This window comes from Candidatus Ozemobacteraceae bacterium, from assembly GCA_035373905.1.
Lineage (GTDB): Bacteria > Muiribacteriota > Ozemobacteria > Ozemobacterales > Ozemobacteraceae > MWAR01.
The window spans coordinates 48,252-65,866 of record DAOSOK010000031.1; the positions used below are offsets into that span (position 1 = coordinate 48,252).

The following is a 17,615-nucleotide window of genomic DNA, read 5'->3' on the forward strand; positions in this document are numbered from 1 at the left end:
AACTGATGCGTAAACGGATGCGCTCGCCCTGGTCCTTCATGCAGGCGGGGACCGACTCTGATAGAATCGTCGTATGAGAGGTTCCGGCACGAGCGCGGTCACGGGAGCGGCAACTGCACTTCCCGCCGTTCGGCTCGGGTGGGCGCGGCTGCTGCTGGTGCTCGTGCCGCTCGCGGCGCTCGGGGTGCTGGGCGATGCAGCCATGCGGAGTCATGCCGGCCAAAAGCGGGCGGCATTCGCAGGAGAGGTGTCCGATCGGATCGAGCGGATCGCCGTACGCTCGGACCCGGATTTGGCGCTTGCCCAAGTTCTCCCCGAGCTCGCCCGGCCCGTGAAGCGCGCATCGAATGCCCCCGAAACTCGGCGTCTCGCGGAACGGGTTCGCACCGCCCTTCCCGGATACGGATTCGAGCTTTTCACATTCGATCGGCGCGGCGCGCTCACGGGAACCGACCCCGCCTCTCCCCCGAATCTCTGGCTGATGCGGCGACTGCTCGCGGGACTTGCCTCCGAGGGGCCGACGGACACATCCGCAACGGCCGATCTTGATCGCCGGCTGAAGGCGGTGTTCGGCAACAGCAGAAGCCTTCAGTCGTTCCGGCAAAACCGCGGGCTTCGCATGCGGATGCAGCGAATGAAGAAACCCATTTCCGTTTTCTGGGACATCGGCCCCGCAGGCGGCTTTCTTCTCGTCATCACCTCGGAACCCGACGTCGGAAGCCGCCTCGCCGCCCTCTGGACCGATGAATCCGCACCGGGGACGGCGCTCGGCTGGAAAACGTGCGATTCGGACACCTGGCGTTTTCTCGGTCCCGTGCGGCCCGAGCTTCCCACCCGGTTCTGGAATCGTCTCGAAAAACAGGGCCGCCAAGAGATCGACACGAACCGGCGACATTGGGAATTTCGCCTAACGAGCGGGGGAAACGTGCTCTTCCTGGCCGTTCCCTCGCCTTCCGCCGCCCGGCCGCCCCTGGTCTTCTGGTGGGGGTTGATCGCAACGGCGTGTTTCGCCTCGGCGCGGATGCTCGTCTGCGGCCCAGATCTGCTTGGGCCGATCACCCGATTGTCGGTGCTGCTGTTCGTCGTCGCCGCGGCCGTCCCGACCGCCTGCGCCGCCCTCGCGGGATTCCGCGCCCTGTCTGACCGCCGGGAGGTTCTCCGCAGCGAGGTCCAGCGCGCGCAGGTCGATGCCCTGCGACTGTTCGACGAGCGATTCGACGATCACCTCGACCGCTTCAGACGCAGACTGGTCGCGCTGACCTCACAGCCCACCTTTTACGACCTCGGCTCCACCCGCACCGCCGCCTCCTTCACCGCCACACCACTCAACGGCCACCTCGACCTGCTGGCGCCGGACAGCCGCGCCATCGCCAGGTTTCCCGACACGGATACCGCATTCACGCCGCTCCTGCCGATCATCCAGCGTATGGCTCTCGAGGTTCTCGCCCCAAATCTCATCGCCGCGCCCTCCGTCCGTATCGATGCGGGGACGAACCGGATGATCCGCGAAGGCCAGTTCGGGTTCACGGCCCTTGCGATCCGCCCTCGCCGCCTGAATCCGATGAACACAGGCACGAGTAGGCCGATGTTCTACTGGGACTACCCCCGAACAACCGGAAGAAAGGCGTCGTTCGCCGTTTTCGTGTTCGACCGCGAGAATCTGATGCGCGACTACACGGCCTCACGCATTCTCGAGTCCGGCGCTCTCTGGGGCACGAAAATCCGCATCGGCGCGCATCATATCGACAGGCCCGAGGCCTTTCCCGGAAACGCAGCGGCCTGGAGGAAACTGACCCCCGCCATCCAGCGCAGTCGCGTTCTGAACAAACCCGTCTTCGGAACGGTACGGTTCGGCCGGCGCGACTGGTGGTACGCCGCCATCGTCGGAACGAATATCGATCGCTATGGTTTTATCGCCCTGTATCCCGACGACAGGATCGAAGAGGCCCTCGGCGAGCTTCGGGCGAAGGCGTATGCGGGAATGGCCGTCATGATCCTTCTCGCCGCCGGGCTCGGCGCCCTGCTCTCCCGAAGGCTGACGCGCCCCGTCTCGGCGCTGGCCGAGGGGGTCTCCAACCTGCAGCGGAAGGAGTTCAACAGGCCCGTCCGGATCGACGGCCAGGACGAACTCGCCCGTCTCTCGGCCGCATTCAACGAGATGATGGCCGAGCTGAAGGACCTCGACGTGGCCAAGGCGGTCCAGGGGAGCCTCCTTCCCGCCGCGTATCCGGCTCCGGAGGGCTACGCGATTCACGGCAGATGTCTCTTCGCCGGCAACCTCGGAGGCGACTGCCTCGACTGTCGTCCTCTGGCCGACGGCCGCATCCTGTTGCTGATCGGCGATGTGAGCGGCCACGGCGCGGCCTCCGCCCTGCTCATGGCGTTCATCAAAGCCACGGTGACCCTCTGGAGCAGATCGGGTCGAACCGATCTGCCCCTGCTCGCGAACCGCATCGACGCTCTCCTGCGATCCTTCCCCGGCCCAAGGCGGTTTCTCGCCTTCTTCGGCTGCCTGCTCGACCCAGTGACGCACACGGTCGAATGGCTTTCCGGCGGCCACCCGTATCCCCTCCTCGTGCGTCCCGAAGCGAAGGCACGGTTCGTCGGCGCCCCCGGGTATCCGCTGGGCATCCGGCGCCGGCGGCAGGCTTCCCCGGCCGGCACGCTGAGGCTCGAACCTGGCGACACCCTGTTTTTCTACACCGACGGCTTCGTCGAAGCGCTCGACCGCTCAGGCGCTCCCGTCGGTTACGAGCGCATGACGGCAATGGCCCGCGCGGCGTGCGACACCGCATCCGCCGACGCGGAACGCGCCCGAAGCATTGTCGACAGTCTGCTCGAACGCCGCGCCGCCATCACCGACGAGTGGAGCGACGACGTGACGATGCTGGTTCTCTCGAGACTCCCCCGAAGGGAGGCCCTGCCGTGAACCGCCCACCCGACACCGCTCCCGGAAAGAGGCTCCGACGTACTCTGCTCATCGGAGCGGCTCTCGTCATTCTTCTCTACGGGGTTTTCGGGATGTTCGACCTATTCGACGCATGGCAGATGCGAAGAACGGAGTCTCTGAAGCGGCACCTGCGGCTCGAACTCGACCGGGCCATCGCCTGGCGGGGAAACGGCTGCGTCCTGCTCGACGCGGCCTGGCCCATCCATGAAGCGCTTCGCTCGGGCTTCGGCAGGTTCCTGACCTTCAAGAACGCCATCGACCGGATGAACCGGGATTTCGGCCAAACATGCAGCCTTTTCCTGTTCCAGAACGGCCGCAGCACCCTGATCTACCCCGAGAACGCCTCCCATAAGGCCCTCGTCTCCGAGATGCTTTCGGCGATGCAGGCCCCCGCCCGCAGCCGGGCTCGGCTGGCCCCGTCTGTCGACGAAAAGGCGACCGCCCTCTGGGGGCGAGAGGCAACCGTCGAGAACCTGAGATATAATAACGGTGAGTATATTGTCCTCGACACGTCCGGCAGACGGGGCGTCGGGTATTTCGCGTTCCACGGCTCCGGTCTGGCGGCGGTCCTGCTGATCGAGAACGTTCCCCCGCGTCACATGGAGGATTTTCTCCGGCATCGGGCGAGATATCGGAAGATCGTTCGAAACATCGGCCGGGCGATTCCCGACATCGATTTCTGGGCCCCGCCACGAAATCGCTCCGCAGCTTCGATCCGCATGGCATGGGAAAAGGCGAACGCGGAGAAGAAGGACGTCGTCGAGCGGAACCGGACGCTGTGGATGTTCGACCGGGACCGCATGGGCGTCGTCACGGCCATCGCGGCCCCCCTCCCCGCCTCGCACGATCTCGCGCTTTTCCGGACCGCCCTTCTCTCGATCGCGATCATCGCTCCCCTGCTACTGTATCAGGGATACAGGAAGGGCATCAACCCGTCGTCCTCGTCCCTGCGGTCTCAAATGAGCCTGCTGTTCGTCGCCGCCACCCTCCTGCCGATGCTTTCGACTTTCGGCGTCGGCTGGATGAGCCTGGGATACCAGGAAGAGCGCCTCCGCAACGCAGCCTTCGCGAAGGGCGTCACCAAACTTCACACCGTCAATGCGGGCTTTTCGCGCACGATGGCGATCTTCCGGGAAAAATTTCTCGAACTATGGAAGCTCGCGAACAGGACGCCGTTCGACCTCGAGGGCTTCAGCCGCAGGCTCGCGCCTCTTGAAGAAGCGCGCATGTGCCGCCTGCTGATGCTGTTCGACGCGGACAGCCGCGCCATTCTGCAACGGGTCGACCCCGACCGGAACGATATCGTCGAAATGAGCACCCTGCTGTCGCGCGCGGCCATCCGACGATACATTCCGGAACGCCTCGGCACGGGCGACGGGAGCAAAATCCAGCCGACGGACCTGCTAGTCGAGGAGGTGACAACGAATCCCGAGTTCGGCTGGTCAACCCTCATCGAGACCCCCAACGCGGTTCACCGGCTGCAGGCAGGCTTTTCGCCCGCCGACGTCATCTGGAACGTCTTCCCGGATCTCGCGACGGGGCCGGCGTTCCTGATGGGAATGTCCGATTCAGACGACCAGATACGCCTCCATCTTTCCTATGCCGTTCTGACCGGCGCCGACGCCATACGTCTTCTCCTGCTCGACGCCTCCCACATGGACATGCCGCCGGTCCTCGGCATACAGAACTTCTCGACCCTATCGGCCGTCATGCGCACCCCCAGGCTGTCGGCCGCGCCGCCCCGGTCTGAAACGGCCTCTCTCGACGGCAGCCGCCTGTGGCCTCAGCCCGGAACCCCCGACCGGGAGAAATTGATGCACATGATGCAGGTCTGCCACCTGACGAATAAGGTGATGGAGCGGGAACTCCGGCTCGCCTCCGGCACCGCCTGGGTCGTCGCCGCACCGGAAGCCGTTCTGGGAAAATACGTCACGGCCGCCGTCCTCGATGCCGAGCAGGAGCTTTCAAGCCTGAACGGCATGAAGCTGGCTCTTCTGATCGGACTGCTGGCATCCCTGCTGACCTCATTCGCCGCCGGCCACCTGTTGAGCGCTCTCGTGCTGATCCCCATCGCCGATCTTCAGGACGGCATCGACGCGATCCGACGGCGTCGGTCTGACATCGTCATCCCCTGCCGGCGTGACGACGAGTTCGGTCATCTGGCGAAGATCTTCAATCGCGCGCTCGGTGATCTGAAGGACCTCGAACTCGCCCGGGTCGTGCAGACGAGCCTGCTTCCGGCATCGACTCCATTGATCGAGGGGTTCAGTCTGGCCGCCGTCAACCTCCCCGCCACGGACCTGAGCGGCGATTATTACGACCTGATGCGGTGTCCCGACGGCTCATTCCTGATGGTGATCGGCGACGTGACGGGCCACGGGGCATCGGCGGCCCTTGCAATGGCGATGGCCAAGGCAACCGTCGCCTACCGGCTCGCCGACGGGGAGACCGGCCCCGGCCCCCTGATGACCTCGCTCAACGATGTGTTCTTCCAGGAACTCCGCGGACAGCGGAAGTTCATGACCATGCTGACGGCGCGTCTCGTCGCATCGGCCCATCTCCTGACCGTCGAAAGCGCCGGCCACAATTATCCCCTGCATTACCGCGCCGCATCGAAACAGACCGAATTCCTGCCCATGACGGGCTTTCCCCTCGGCGCAAGACAGAAGACGAAGCGCGACACGATCGAGATTTCCCTCGAGCCGGGGGATGCATTCGTAATGTATACCGATGGGTATACCGAATGTCTGCTCCCGAACGGCAATCAACTCGGCGACGACACTCTGCGCGACATCGTCGATTCCCTCGCCGGCTCGGGAAAAGACGCACGCGGCATTCTCGACGGCCTGCTGATGGAACTCAACATCCGCCGCGCACCCGGCCCCCTGGGAGACGACGTCACCCTCGTCGTCCTCCGCCGCGACATATAATATTTTATATTATATTTGCCATCGACGACGCAGGGGCGGGTTTGTAACCCGCCCCTGAAAAAGATTATGGACGTTTCACGCCATCCATGTTACGTGGTCGGCGAGAGGCAGGGGTTCCTTGGGGGCCGGCTTCGCGGCTGGTTTTCCGATCGCGACGAGCGTCTGGACCTTGTATTCTTTGTCCTTCAGCATCTCGTCGATTGCCTCGGAGGCCACAAGCGCGCCGGAAACCCAACATCCGCCCAGGCCGATCTCGGTCGCGGCGAGCAGCATATTCTCGACGAGCGCGCCGACGGACTGGATGTCCGGATGCATGCGCAGCACGTTCATCTCCTCGTGGGTGACGGTCGTTTCCTCGAGCACCTTGTCGATCATGGCCTTGTAGGGCTTCGCCATGACGGCGAGCACGACCGGGGCGTCGACGAACATCGTCGAGAACGTGCGAACCTTGTCGAGGCGGGCTTTCGCTTCGGCCGAAACGTTCGGGAACATTCCGGCGAGTTTCCTCTCGACGGCGTCCTTCATGCGCTCGAGCAGCTTCCTGTCAGTGATGACGGCGATCCTCCAGGGCTGAGAATTGTTTGGCGACGGCGCCATGAGGCCGGCCTGGATGATCTTCTCGATATCACCTCTGGCAACGGGGTCGGCGGTAAACTGGCGAACGGTGCGCCGTTTTGCGGCAAGAGCGAAAAAATCCATGGGTTCCTCCCGGTTTCGATTTCTACCTTTCGGGCGCACACACGCCCAAGAAATGTTACCACGCCGTTCTTGCTGACGCATCCCGGAGATCGTTGCGAGAAAGAATCTTTCGACATCGCCACGCAGGGACGGGTTTGAAATCAGCCCCTACAGACCGTGTGCGAGGATCGGGCGGGTCACGATCCGCCCCTGCGGCCCATTTTGCGGAGGCGCGCGAGAAAACCCTCTGCGCCTCGGCGGCTGGTATGTCTGTTTCACGTTGAGAGCCAATCCGCAGATGACGCTGATGAAGCAGATTTCGCAGATGAAATTCTGAAAACCTTATTCCCTTGGAGTTTCCGATTCCTCACGAAAACAGCTCGTATCAGACGTTCGTTCTTATCTGCTCTTCATCAGGGTTTCATCTGCCCTTCATCTGCGGATTCGGTCCTGAAAACCGAGATTTTTTCAACGGAGTGTCTCAGCGGTGAAACATTCCCAATATCGCGATCGGGAACCGAGGGTCTACGCGGTGAGCATCACACCGGGGTTGTCGGCTGGGGGTTCGGCGAGGCGGCCGTCGGCGGTGTACATGCCGCGACTTGGGGGAGCGGCATCGGCCAGCTCGCGTTCGGCTTCGCGCTCGATGAGGCGGGCCTCCAGGGCAACGGCCCGGTCGGTGGGGGAAAGCAGCGGCCCGGTTTCGACGATCCGGCGGACATAGGCGGCTTCGCGCTGGACCGCACGGGGATCGCCGGAAGTCCTGGTCACCTCGAGGTCGACGGTACCGTTCACCACATACCGCTTTCCGTCGGGGCCGAGGACGGTCTGATAGGTCGCGCTGCTCCCGGTCGCCAGCGCGCGGGCGCCGGCATATCGCCGGATATATGCGTCCTGTCGTTGCAGATTCGCGAGTCGCGCCGCATCGCGAATCTCCGTCGGAGCGGGAAGAGGCTGTCCATCACGAAAGGTTCCGAAACGGACGGATGGTTCGGGAATGGGAAGGGTGATGCCTCCGGGTTCCATGTGCGGGTCCTTTCGAACCGATATCTCTGTAACAGAAATATCGGCCCGAAAAGGCCCCGACCGAAGTCATCGGCGCAGCCCACACGCCACCCGTTTCCGGGGGCTCGCGGGCCGCGACTCAGAACCTGCGGCCCCTGCCGCCGCCGCGCCTGCCGCCATGCCGGTGCATCGACCGCTTCTCGCCGCCGTTCTGCGCCGGACGGCGGTCTTCGGCGACCGGTGCGGAGAGATTCGCGGCATCGATGTCGGCGGGACTCGGCCGGCCCTCGGCCAGCATCCGCCCGCCGATCTCGTCGAGCAGCATCAGCTGGAGCTCCCTTCCGTGCTCGTGCTCCAGCATCTGGTCGAGCAGGCGGCCGAATCGGCGCGACCGTTCGCGCTGGGCGGAGTTCATGTCGCGCTGGCGCGCTTCCAGACGGGCCAGCAGGCGCTCGGTCATGCGCTGCTGGACGTCCTCCTCGGTCGGGGTCGGCTTCGACATGAAGGGGATGCCGAACCGCTTCGCGTAGCGCTTCAGGTCAGGTTCCTCCATCACGGAGACGAGGCTGACCGCCACGCCGCGGTTGCCGGCGCGGCCGGTGCGGCCGGCGCGGTGGATATACTGTTCGAAATCTTTGTGCCAGTCGTAGACGAACACGTATTCGAGATGGCTCACGTCGATGCCGCGCGCGGCGATGTCGGTCGCGACGAGAAACCGGAGCTTATGGTTCTTGAGCTTGGCCATGACGGTTTCGCGGTCGCGCTGGCCGAGGTCGCCGCTCATCTGGTCGACGTCGTAGCCGAACCTGCGCATGAAGGCGGCCAGATACTCCACCTCGCTTTTCGTATTGCAGAAAATAATGCCGCTCTCGGGGTTCTCCATCTCGATGATCCGCATCAACACTCGATCTTTCTGCATCGGATCGACGACGTAATACAGATGATCCATTTCGGGAACGTGCTGCGAGTCACCGGAGAGACCGATGAACAGGGGTTCGGTAAGAAACTCGTTCGAGAGGCGTTTCACGCTCGCCGGCATGGTCGCCGAGAACATCGCGGAGACGCGTTTCCGCGGGAGATACTGGCGGATGCGGGTCATGTCGGGGTAAAAACCCATCGACAGCAGTTCGTCGGCCTCGTCGATCACGAGGTAACGCAGGTCTTTGAGGACCAGCGAGCCGCGGCCCAGATGGTCGAGCAGGCGGCCGGGGGTTCCCACGACGATGTGGGCGCCCTGGCGGAACGCTTCGAGCTGGGGACCGTATCCGACGCCGCCGTAGACGGCGACGCTCCGGAGGCCGAGATGGACGTTGATGCGGTCGAGCTCGGTCTTGACTTGGAGAGCCAGTTCGCGGGTCGGGGCCATGATCAGGGCTTGGCAGCCGCCGACGGCCGGGTCGAGCTTTTCGCAGATCGGCAGGAGAAACGCACCGGTCTTGCCGCTGCCGGTATGCGACTGGACGATGACGTCGTCGTCGCGCAGCATATAGGGAATGATCTTCGCCTGGACCGGCATCGGCTCGCGCCAGCCGATCTCGGAAATGGCCCGGCGCAGGGGCTCGCGCAGAGATTCGAACTGGAAGCGGGGGAGTTCCTCGGCCAGGGGGGCCGCCGACTCCTGCTGGGGAGCGGAGGACGGGATCGGTTCGAGAGCGGCTTCTTCCTGGAGAGAGTGATTCGGGTCAGTCATGGTTCTGACGATTACATCCTTTCGGTCTGTGAAATTCTTTTCGCCCTTCAGAGTACCCCCGGGAGGGTTTTTCGCGCAAGGGCCGAAGATTCATTTGCGTAATCGGGATAGTATTGGTTACAATACACAATGGACATGAAGGGACATTCCCGAATAACGGATCTCGAGGAAAACGAGCGCGTCGCCGTCCTGACGGCCGAAGGCGTGTCGCTTGCCGATTCGCCGTCCGATGTCGAGGAAGACGTCGCGCGTCGCAGTCAGGCCGATGACGACAGCGCGACAGACGCATTGCCCCGGCAGAGCGTCGGCGTCGAGTTCTTTTTCCTCGTTTCCGTCTGTCTCATGTATCTCGCCGCCTGGGGAGTGACCGAGTTTCTCGAGCTTCCCGGCAACTCGTTCGAACGAGCCGAGATCCTGTTCACCTGTTTCGTCTGTTTCAACGGCGTATCCGCCTATTTGGCCTGGAAAGGCACCTGGTGGGTCCCGACGCGCGGACTCGTCCACGAGATTTCTCGAACGATCGCGACGGCGCTCACCTGCGCGGCGATCGCGAACACCACCGACCTCGTGTTGTGGCTGGGTCTCGGCAGGACTCTCAAAGATTCGAACATCCCGCATTTTTTCTTCATTCTCGCGATCCTTTTCGCTACGAGCGGCATGTTCAAGGTTGCGAGACTCTGGCGGATCCGGTTCGGAATTGGCGCGTCGCTGATCTACGCGGGCGTTCTGGCGCTGTTCGGGGCGCTCATGTACGCATCGGGCATCACGGAGTCTGTCCCAGGCCTTCTCGAGAAACCGAATGCCCGAGACGTTCTGTCGCACCTTCTGTATGCGGTGCTCAACTCGTTCGTCGCCTCGCTCGCCCTCATCAACTGGATGCACTCGCGCGGCAGGCTGAGCAAGGGCATCAGGCTGGTTTCGATCGGCACCTTTCTGCTGAGTCTCGGATGTATTCTATTTGCTATTGTTTCAGCGAAATATCCCGTCTACCTCGTGGCGGCGCATCCGGTGCACCTCGTTCTGGCCGTCGCCTACATGCTGATCGGCCTAGGCGTATATCGCATCGGACTGACGGTCCTCGACACGATCGACATGACGGACGAGAAATTCCCTCCGGTGAGCCCGCTCATCGAACTTTTCGGCGAAACCGACGGCTGGAACCTGTACAACCGGGTTTTGAAGCGAATCCGATCATCGGAGCTGCGTCTTGGCAGATCCCTCCGCGAGAACCGGGAAAAGACGGAGTCGATCAGCGCGCTCGAGCACTCGCTACGGACCGAGACGAAGATTCGGGAGGAGCTGCGCATCGCCAAGGAGAAAGCGGAGGCGGCGAGCGCCGCAAAGACCCAATTCCTGACGATGATGAGTCACGAACTCCGGACCCCGCTGACCGCCATTCTGGGCTACAGCTCCCTCCTTGCGGATTCACCGACGAAAGACCTGAATCCGGCCGACTTCGGGGAGCGCATCAAGGCCAGCGCCCAGCATCTGCAGCAGCTGATCGAAACGCTTCTCGACTTTTCGAGCATCGAATCGGGGAAGTTCCGGTACCGGCCGAAGAGCTTCCCGCTCGTCGAGATCGTGGAATTCGCGCGCAACCTCGGGGAAACGATCTCGAAGACCAGGAAGATCGCCTTCATCGCGAATGCACCGGCCGACGCCGTCATGATGCACAGCGACCCGGTGATGATCCGGCAGATTCTGGCCAACGTGCTTGCGAACGCCTTCAAATTCACGGAAGCGGGCGAGGTACGCCTCGACGTGACGACGACGGGCACGGGGGTGCGCTTCCGGATCAGCGACACCGGCATCGGCATTCCCGCATCAGAGCAGGAACGGGTTTTCGAGCCGTTCTTCCAGGTGAGCCGCGGAAATATGCGCAGTTTCGGCGGCATCGGTCTCGGCCTCTCGATCGTGAAGCACCTCACGGCGATCCTGAAAGGCACGATTGCCCTCGAAAGCCGGCCGGGCAAAGGAACCTGCATAACATTCGACCTTCCCAGGGAAATCCCGTGACCCGACCGGCGGAGTGCGGGTCGCTCCGGGCATGGGCGTTCCTGCTCGTCTCCCACGTTACACGACAATCACCTGCATGCCCGATACCGTTTGTGCTGAGCCTGTCGAAGCTCGAATGCTCTCGCCCTTCGACAGGCTCAGGGCAAACGGGAGCATCCTGTCGATGCGGATAATATTTATATTATTCGTGATACTTGTCGCCTAACACATGAGTCGCGCAGTATTCATTCTCGTCGCGATATTCAATATTGGAGGTTATATCATGGCTTCGACCGCTCCTGCGCAACCGTCCGGAGAGCGCGCGACGGCCGTTTTTGCCGGCGGCTGTTTCTGGTGCGTCGAAGCGGTTTTCGCTGAACTGCGCGGCGTCGAGACCGTGACGAGCGGCTACACCGGCGGCTCTACGGCGTCGCCCACGTATGAAGCCGTCTGCACCGGCACGACCGGCCACGCCGAGGCCGCACGCATCACGTTCGACCCGGCGGTCATTTCTTACGAGGAACTCCTGAAGGTCTTTTTCTCCGTCCACGACCCAACCACGCCCAACCGCCAGGGAAACGACGTCGGCACCCAGTATCGGTCGGCGATTTTCTTTCTCGACGAGGCCCAGAAAGAGACCGCCGAGCGCGTCATGGCCGAACTTCGCACGTCGGGCGCGTTCGGAGCGCCGATCGTCACGGAGCTGGCCCCCCTCACCGTTTTCTATCCCGCCGAAGCATATCATCAGAATTACTACGCGGGCAACAGCGGCCAACCCTACTGCAGTTCCGTCATCGGCCCCAAGCTCGCCAAGTTCCGCCATCTGTTCAAAGACCGGCTCAAACGCCCCGAAAACACCAATCGTTGATTCCCGGGGCATAAGCCAATGTTGCGCTCCCGTTCGTGCTGAGCCCGTCGAAGCACGAGAGGCTCTCGCCCTTCGACAAGCTTAGGGCGAACGGGTAGCTCTCATGCAGCATGCAACACGCAACGCTCCCCCGGCAGGCGGCAAAACGGCGGCACGAATGACGCAGAAACGAGTCACGCGTGACGCGTCCGGCGCCTGAGCGAACGCCGAAACCCTGATGATTCGCCAATTTCACGGCGGGCATGAGAGTTGCGATATACCTTCCCGACCGCTCGCACCTTTGCGTTGCGGCGTCTCATACGCCCTCGTCGTCCGAAGGAAGCCGTTCCGGCCGGTTCACTCCTCGCCCGGTGCGATGGCTCCCGGTTTCACGCCCGCGCACGTCGCGGCGCCTGGAACCGGCCGGCCCCGCCCGCGCGGCGATCGGGTTTCCCGCGGCTCCGGAATCCTTTCCGGCTCGATGGAAGAAGGGATGCAATGCCTTTTCGGCACGGGTCGGCTGCGCACCGGCATCGACAGTCCCCCGCATTTTTCAGGAAAGGAGCCCCGTATGTTCCGTCTCAAGTTCATCGGCGTGGGAAGCGCCTTCACCACGCGGGAATACTACCAGTCCAACCTGCTCGTCATCGCCGAATCCGGCAAAAAACTGCTGATCGACTGCGGCTCCCAGGCTCAGTTCGCCCTCGAGGAGCTCGGCATCACCAATGCCAACGCGTCGTCGGAAATCGACGGGGTCTATATCTCGCACCTGCACGCCGACCATATCGGCTCGCTCGAGTGGCTGGCCCTCGTGACCTACTTCCACCCCGCGCACAAGCGCCCCAAGCTGTTCGGCGTTCAGAACGTGCTGTCCGACCTGTGGAACAAGAGCCTGCGCGGCGGTCTCGAAACGCTCGAAGGCAAGATCGCGAACCTCACAGACTATTTCGAGTGCCACCCCGTCCGCGGCAACTCCTCGTTCACGTGGGAGGGCATCCGGTTCACGCCCGTGCAGACCGTTCACATCGTGTCCGGCATGATGATCCAGCACAGTTACGGCCTCCTCATTCAAGAGGAAGGCGGCGGCCCGCGCATTTTCTTCTCGGCCGACACTCAGTTCGCGCCCTACCAGATGCGGAAGTTCTACGAGTCCGTCGATCTGATCTTCCACGACTGCGAGACCGCCCCCTTCAAGTCCGGCGTCCACGCGCATTACGAAGACCTGAAAACCCTGCCGGCCGCCGTGAAGGCGAAGATGTGGCTCTACCACTACCAGCCCAACCCGCCCCAGGACGCGGAAGCCGACGGGTTCCTGGGCTTCGCCAGAAAAGCCCAGGAATTCCTCATCCAGAAGGTCGTCCCTGAAAAAGAAAAAGATATCGCCGCCTGATCAATGACGAGGCGGTTGGTTCGCGAACCGCCCCGACGGCACGCTGATCAGCCCATGTGCCGTTGGGGTGGATCGCGATGCACCCGAAATGCACCCTGGCACATCGCGTTCGCCGAAACGGGGAAACGCCATGGGCTTCTTGCAAAGGAGGGCGGTTTGGCTTACACTCGCAGGGCCGCCGGAGCGACCGGCCGGGCCAAGATCAACGCCTCCACAGGAGACGCCGCATGCCGATTCCGACCAGTTGCACAAGCGATTCATGGGCCTGGTGGCTCGGAGACCCCGCCACGCTGGCCGGAAGCGAGGATGCGTTCAGAGAGCACCTGTTCCGCATCCATCGTCCCGTGTTCGCGGTCGAGCGCGACGGCGCCCTCCATGCGACCCATGACGGCGGCGTTCTCCACGGCGCGACGGCCGCGAGCCAGTCCGGCACCCTGAAACTCCGGGGCATACTCCCGCCCGTCAGGCTCGAGAATCTCGGCGACGCTTCGTTCTGCGCCGACCTCGGGATCAGATATCCATATATCTGCGGCTCTATGGCACAGGGCATCAGCTCGCCCGCGATCGCGGAAGCCCTCGGCCGCAACGGCATGCTCGGCTTCATCGGTGCCGCCGGCCAGTCGCCGAAGGACGTCGAGGCGGCGATCGACCGCATGCAGAGCATCCAGCCGGCCGTTCCCTACGGTTTCAATCTCATCCACAGTCCCAACGAGCCAGACCTGGAAGCGGCGATCGTCGATCTGTATCTGCGGCGCGGCATCCGGCTGATCGAGGCGTCGGCGTTCCTGAACGTGACCCTTCCGCTCGTTCGATACCGCGTCAGCGGCATCAGGCAGGAAGCCGACGGCCGGATCGTCACCCCCAACCGCGTGATCGGCAAGATCTCACGGGTGGAAGTCGCCACCAAGTTTTTCTCCCCGCCCCCGGCGAAACTTCTCCAGGAGCTTGTCGCGCGCGGCGACATCACCCCCGAGCAGGCGGGGCTTGCGGCGCAGATTCCGATCGCGCAGGACCTCACGGCTGAAGCCGATTCCGGCGGCCACACCGACAACCGTCCGGCGGTCACCCTGCTTCCCACGATCCTCGCTCTGCGGGACCAGCTCCAGGCCCAGTTCAACTACCCGATGCCTCTGCGGGTCGGGATGGGAGGCGGCATTGCGACGCCGGCTTCCGCGGCGGCGGCTCTGGCGATGGGCGCGGCGTATCTCGTGACCGGCTCGGTGAACCAGGCATGCATCGAGTCGGGCACCTCCGACGCGGCGCGCCTGATGCTGTGCCAGGCCGGCCAGGCCGACACGGCGATGGCGCCGGCCGGCGACATGTTCGAGATGGGCGTCACGGTCCAGGTTCTCAAGCGCGGCACGATGTTCGCCATGCGCGCGGCCAAACTGTACGAACTGTATAAAGCCAACGCAGGCCTGCACACGATCGCCGACGCGGACCGGGCGAACCTGGAAAAAAATATCTTTAAAAATACATTGGAAGGGGTCTGGGCGTCCACCCGCGAGTTTTTCCTCAAGCGCGACCCGGCGCAGGTGCAGCGCGCCGAGCGCGACCCCAAGCACCTGATGGCGCTGGTGTTCCGATGGTATCTCGGCCTCTCGTCGCGATGGGCCGTCGCGGGCGATCCGGCTCGCACCGTCGATTTCCAGATCTGGTGCGGACCGGCAATGGGCGCGTTCAACGAGTGGGCGAAGGGCACCTTCTTCGAGAAACCCCAGAACCGCCGCGTCGTCGACGTGGCGTTCAACCTGCTGTTCGGCGCCGCCGTCACCGGAAGGCTCGCCGCCCTGCGCGCCCAGGGCGTCCATCTTCCTCTGGAAATCGCGCAGGTCCGGCCGCTGCCGATCGACACTATTGCTACATATATTCAATAACCTTGCCCCTCCCGCTATCATGAGCGGCATCGATTTCTCGGAACGATGAATCTCGAGGTCTGGCAGGCCTTCCTGCCGTTTCCCGCCGAGACCGTTTCGCGGCTGACCGACCATCTGAACGACGCGGAGCGGGACCGGGCCGGCCGGTTCGTGAACCCTGACGTCGGCGAGCGTTTTCGCTGCGCGCGAGGCCTTCTGCGCCACGTGCTCGGCAGGCGTCTCGGCCTGCCCGCCCGCGATCTTCGCTTCGCCGTGGAACCGGGCGGCAGACCGTATCTGGAAAGCGCATCCGGCGAGACGCCCCCGGCGTTCAGCCTGTCGCACAGTCACGATTGTATCGCGATAGCTATAGCCGACGCGGGGCTCGTCGGGATCGACGTCGAAAAACGCCGTGCCGGAACCCCGATGGATGCCATCATCCACCGCTTCTTCAAACCCGCCGAGCATGAAGCGTGGGAGGCCCTTCCCGAGGCCGAGCGTGAGCCGGCCTTCCTGCGCCTCTGGACGCGAAAAGAAGCCATCCTGAAAGCCCTCGGTCTCGGTCTCACGGGCCTCGAGAAGCTCACCATCAGCCTCGAAGACGGAGTCCTTCGCCCCGTCCTCACCCTCGACGGCGACCCGCAGGCTCCCGCCCGCTGGTGGTGCACCTCCTGGATCCCAGCCCCGGGCTACCTTGCCACCCTGGCCGCAACCGGAGCCCCTGCCCCGTTCCATCCCCACCCATGGCCCCCGTCAGACACCGCATCGAAACGCGGCGAATAAACCACGCAGACACTCCCACAAGGCGTCCCCGTCGTCTCACGATGCGCCCGGTGTCTCCCGCGGGATATGGCATCCCATGCGTCTCACATGTCGGGCGTTTAGTATCGCGTTCAATATATATTATATCCGTATCGACACGACACCCCCGTTGTCCTGAGCATGTCGAAGGGCGAGAGCACTCGTGCTTCGACAGGCTCAGCACGAACGGTATCGAGCATGCAAGGGTTTGCCATGTTCCTTGTGAGGCGAGTGGTATCGTATGCCTCACATTCTCTCCTGCGGCGAAAATACAGCCATCACGCAAGAGCGTTTTGAATCTCGGTCCAAAGGGACAACGGCAACGTCTGGAGAAGAGACCGTATCACCGCAGAGAAATTACGCTTGCAAGAGTATCGATTTCAGGCTTTCATCCGCGACATCTGCGGATACATTCCTGAAAACCTCGTTTCCTCTACGGAGTATCTCCGTGCGTCGTCAGCCAAGCAGCTTTCCCGACGCTCTCAAATCAAAATCGTGAGAGCGAGCAAGAGCGCAAGACCGGCAGCCAACCCCAGTCTCAGGAGCTCCATCGGAGATTGAGCGGTCTCCGTTTTCACGGGCGGAGCCTCCCCGTCGTTCGACAGGACTTCCTGTCCGGCGGCATCTGCCGCGATGAAGCTTTTGCAGTTTGCGCACACCGTCACCCGATGACCGTCGATGTTCACGGCGAATCGCGACATTTTCAGCGGAAGGCCGCAGAGTTCGCATGACGTGGCGCCGGATATATATTTGAGCATGCTCATGGAACACTCCCTTTCGATGTATGGAAGTATATCACGGCAACTGCACCGTATATGGCGAAATTTCATTTCGGATCGAATATCGCCACCTGAAAACCGGAAGCAAGGCAGAAAAGCACTCCAAGCAACCTTCCCATGCAACCTCCCAACTCTCGCCTCGAGTTGATAGAGAACCACCCTCTTCTCCGCGGAGCAGCCGTTCTACCGTCTCACGTGCGTATCCGCCGGTGTATCAGGACTAAACGGCGCCGGCATCGACAAATATAATATCGTATAGTTGTATTATTGATTCCTGCGATTCGAAAGCCGAGGAGCTGACTTCGTTCGTGTCGAGGGATAGAAGCACGAACCAGCGCTCGCCCATTGATTCCACTATTCGCTCTTCGATATCTCAGGGCGAACGGTTGGTTTTCATTCAGCAGGACTCACTATTGCATATTCCGGTGAAGGGCGAGAACGGCTCGAGTTTCGCAGGTTCGGCACCGAGGGAAGCGCAAAGCCGGCTTTTTTTTCCTTTCAGGAATCGACGTTCTGTTGCAGAAACCTCGGAAACTGCGCACAGCAGGAGGGCTTTCAAACGAGAATGTTTTTTTCGATTTCACATGAAAAAATCTGGTATGCTTGTGTTCATGATGAAACGACGAGCATTGGCTTTCGGACATGACTTTACGAGAAAACACCCGCCAACCACGCGCAAGCGCGCTGTTGATCG

At 62.6% G+C, this 17,615-nt stretch carries 12 protein-coding genes; 8 read left to right on the top strand and 4 right to left on the bottom strand.

Annotation, left to right across the window (positions count from 1 at the left end; all coding sequences use genetic code 11):
* The first annotated feature begins 73 nt into the window (after positions 1 to 73).
* Both PLU72_14920 and PLU72_14925 read left to right on the top strand, forming a co-directional pair.
* A complete protein-coding gene (locus tag PLU72_14920; GenBank protein ID HOT29470.1) occupies positions 74 to 2,929 on the top strand; it encodes a SpoIIE family protein phosphatase in 2,856 nt (951 codons plus the stop codon).
* The gene (locus tag PLU72_14925; protein ID HOT29471.1) at positions 2,926 to 5,880 is read left to right on the top strand and encodes a SpoIIE family protein phosphatase; all 2,955 of its coding nucleotides are present in this window, start codon (positions 2,926 to 2,928) and stop codon (positions 5,878 to 5,880) included. The genes PLU72_14920 and PLU72_14925 overlap by 4 nt, the downstream gene beginning before the upstream one ends.
* Before the next feature lie 75 nt (positions 5,881 to 5,955).
* On the opposite strand, the gene PLU72_14930 is transcribed toward PLU72_14925, so the two are convergent.
* The 3 genes from PLU72_14930 to PLU72_14940 form a co-directional block, all read right to left on the bottom strand.
* A complete protein-coding gene (locus PLU72_14930) occupies positions 5,956 to 6,579 on the bottom strand; it encodes a nitroreductase family protein (GenBank protein HOT29472.1) in 624 nt (207 codons plus the stop codon).
* A 504-nt stretch (positions 6,580 to 7,083) separates the two neighbouring features.
* Positions 7,084 to 7,584 carry a hypothetical protein gene (locus PLU72_14935; protein HOT29473.1) on the bottom strand — a complete coding sequence of 167 codons (501 nt, stop codon included), beginning with the start codon at positions 7,582 to 7,584 and terminating at the stop codon, positions 7,084 to 7,086.
* Between the two features lie 118 nt (positions 7,585 to 7,702).
* Positions 7,703 to 9,253, bottom strand: a complete 1,551-nt coding sequence (locus PLU72_14940) for a DEAD/DEAH box helicase (GenBank protein HOT29474.1) — start codon at positions 9,251 to 9,253, stop codon at positions 7,703 to 7,705.
* 135 nt (positions 9,254 to 9,388) lie between these two features.
* Between PLU72_14940 and PLU72_14945 the strand changes: the two genes are divergently transcribed.
* From PLU72_14945 to PLU72_14965, 5 genes are all read left to right on the top strand, one after another.
* A complete protein-coding gene (locus PLU72_14945) occupies positions 9,389 to 11,269 on the top strand; it encodes a HAMP domain-containing sensor histidine kinase (GenBank protein ID HOT29475.1) in 1,881 nt (626 codons plus the stop codon).
* Positions 11,270 to 11,531: 262 nt separating this feature from the next.
* Positions 11,532 to 12,116: a peptide-methionine (S)-S-oxide reductase MsrA gene (gene msrA, locus PLU72_14950; protein HOT29476.1), complete on the top strand. Its 585-nt coding sequence runs from the start codon at positions 11,532 to 11,534 to the stop codon at positions 12,114 to 12,116.
* A gap of 550 nt (positions 12,117 to 12,666) precedes the next feature.
* A complete protein-coding gene (locus tag PLU72_14955; protein ID HOT29477.1) occupies positions 12,667 to 13,485 on the top strand; it encodes an MBL fold metallo-hydrolase in 819 nt (272 codons plus the stop codon).
* A 227-nt stretch (positions 13,486 to 13,712) separates the two neighbouring features.
* The gene (locus tag PLU72_14960; protein HOT29478.1) at positions 13,713 to 15,362 is read left to right on the top strand and encodes a PfaD family polyunsaturated fatty acid/polyketide biosynthesis protein; all 1,650 of its coding nucleotides are present in this window, start codon (positions 13,713 to 13,715) and stop codon (positions 15,360 to 15,362) included.
* A 45-nt stretch (positions 15,363 to 15,407) separates the two neighbouring features.
* Entirely contained in the window at positions 15,408 to 16,124 is a 717-nt protein-coding gene (locus PLU72_14965) for a 4'-phosphopantetheinyl transferase superfamily protein (GenBank protein ID HOT29479.1), read from the top strand.
* Positions 16,125 to 16,624: 500 nt separating this feature from the next.
* On the opposite strand, the gene PLU72_14970 is transcribed toward PLU72_14965, so the two are convergent.
* On the bottom strand, positions 16,625 to 16,906 hold the full coding sequence (locus PLU72_14970; GenBank protein ID HOT29480.1) for a hypothetical protein: 282 nt from the start codon (positions 16,904 to 16,906) through the stop codon (positions 16,625 to 16,627).
* A 323-nt stretch (positions 16,907 to 17,229) separates the two neighbouring features.
* Here PLU72_14970 and PLU72_14975 point away from each other — a divergent pair.
* Positions 17,230 to 17,615, top strand: a 386-nt coding sequence (locus PLU72_14975) for a hypothetical protein (protein HOT29481.1), incomplete at its 3' end; no start/stop codon positions are given.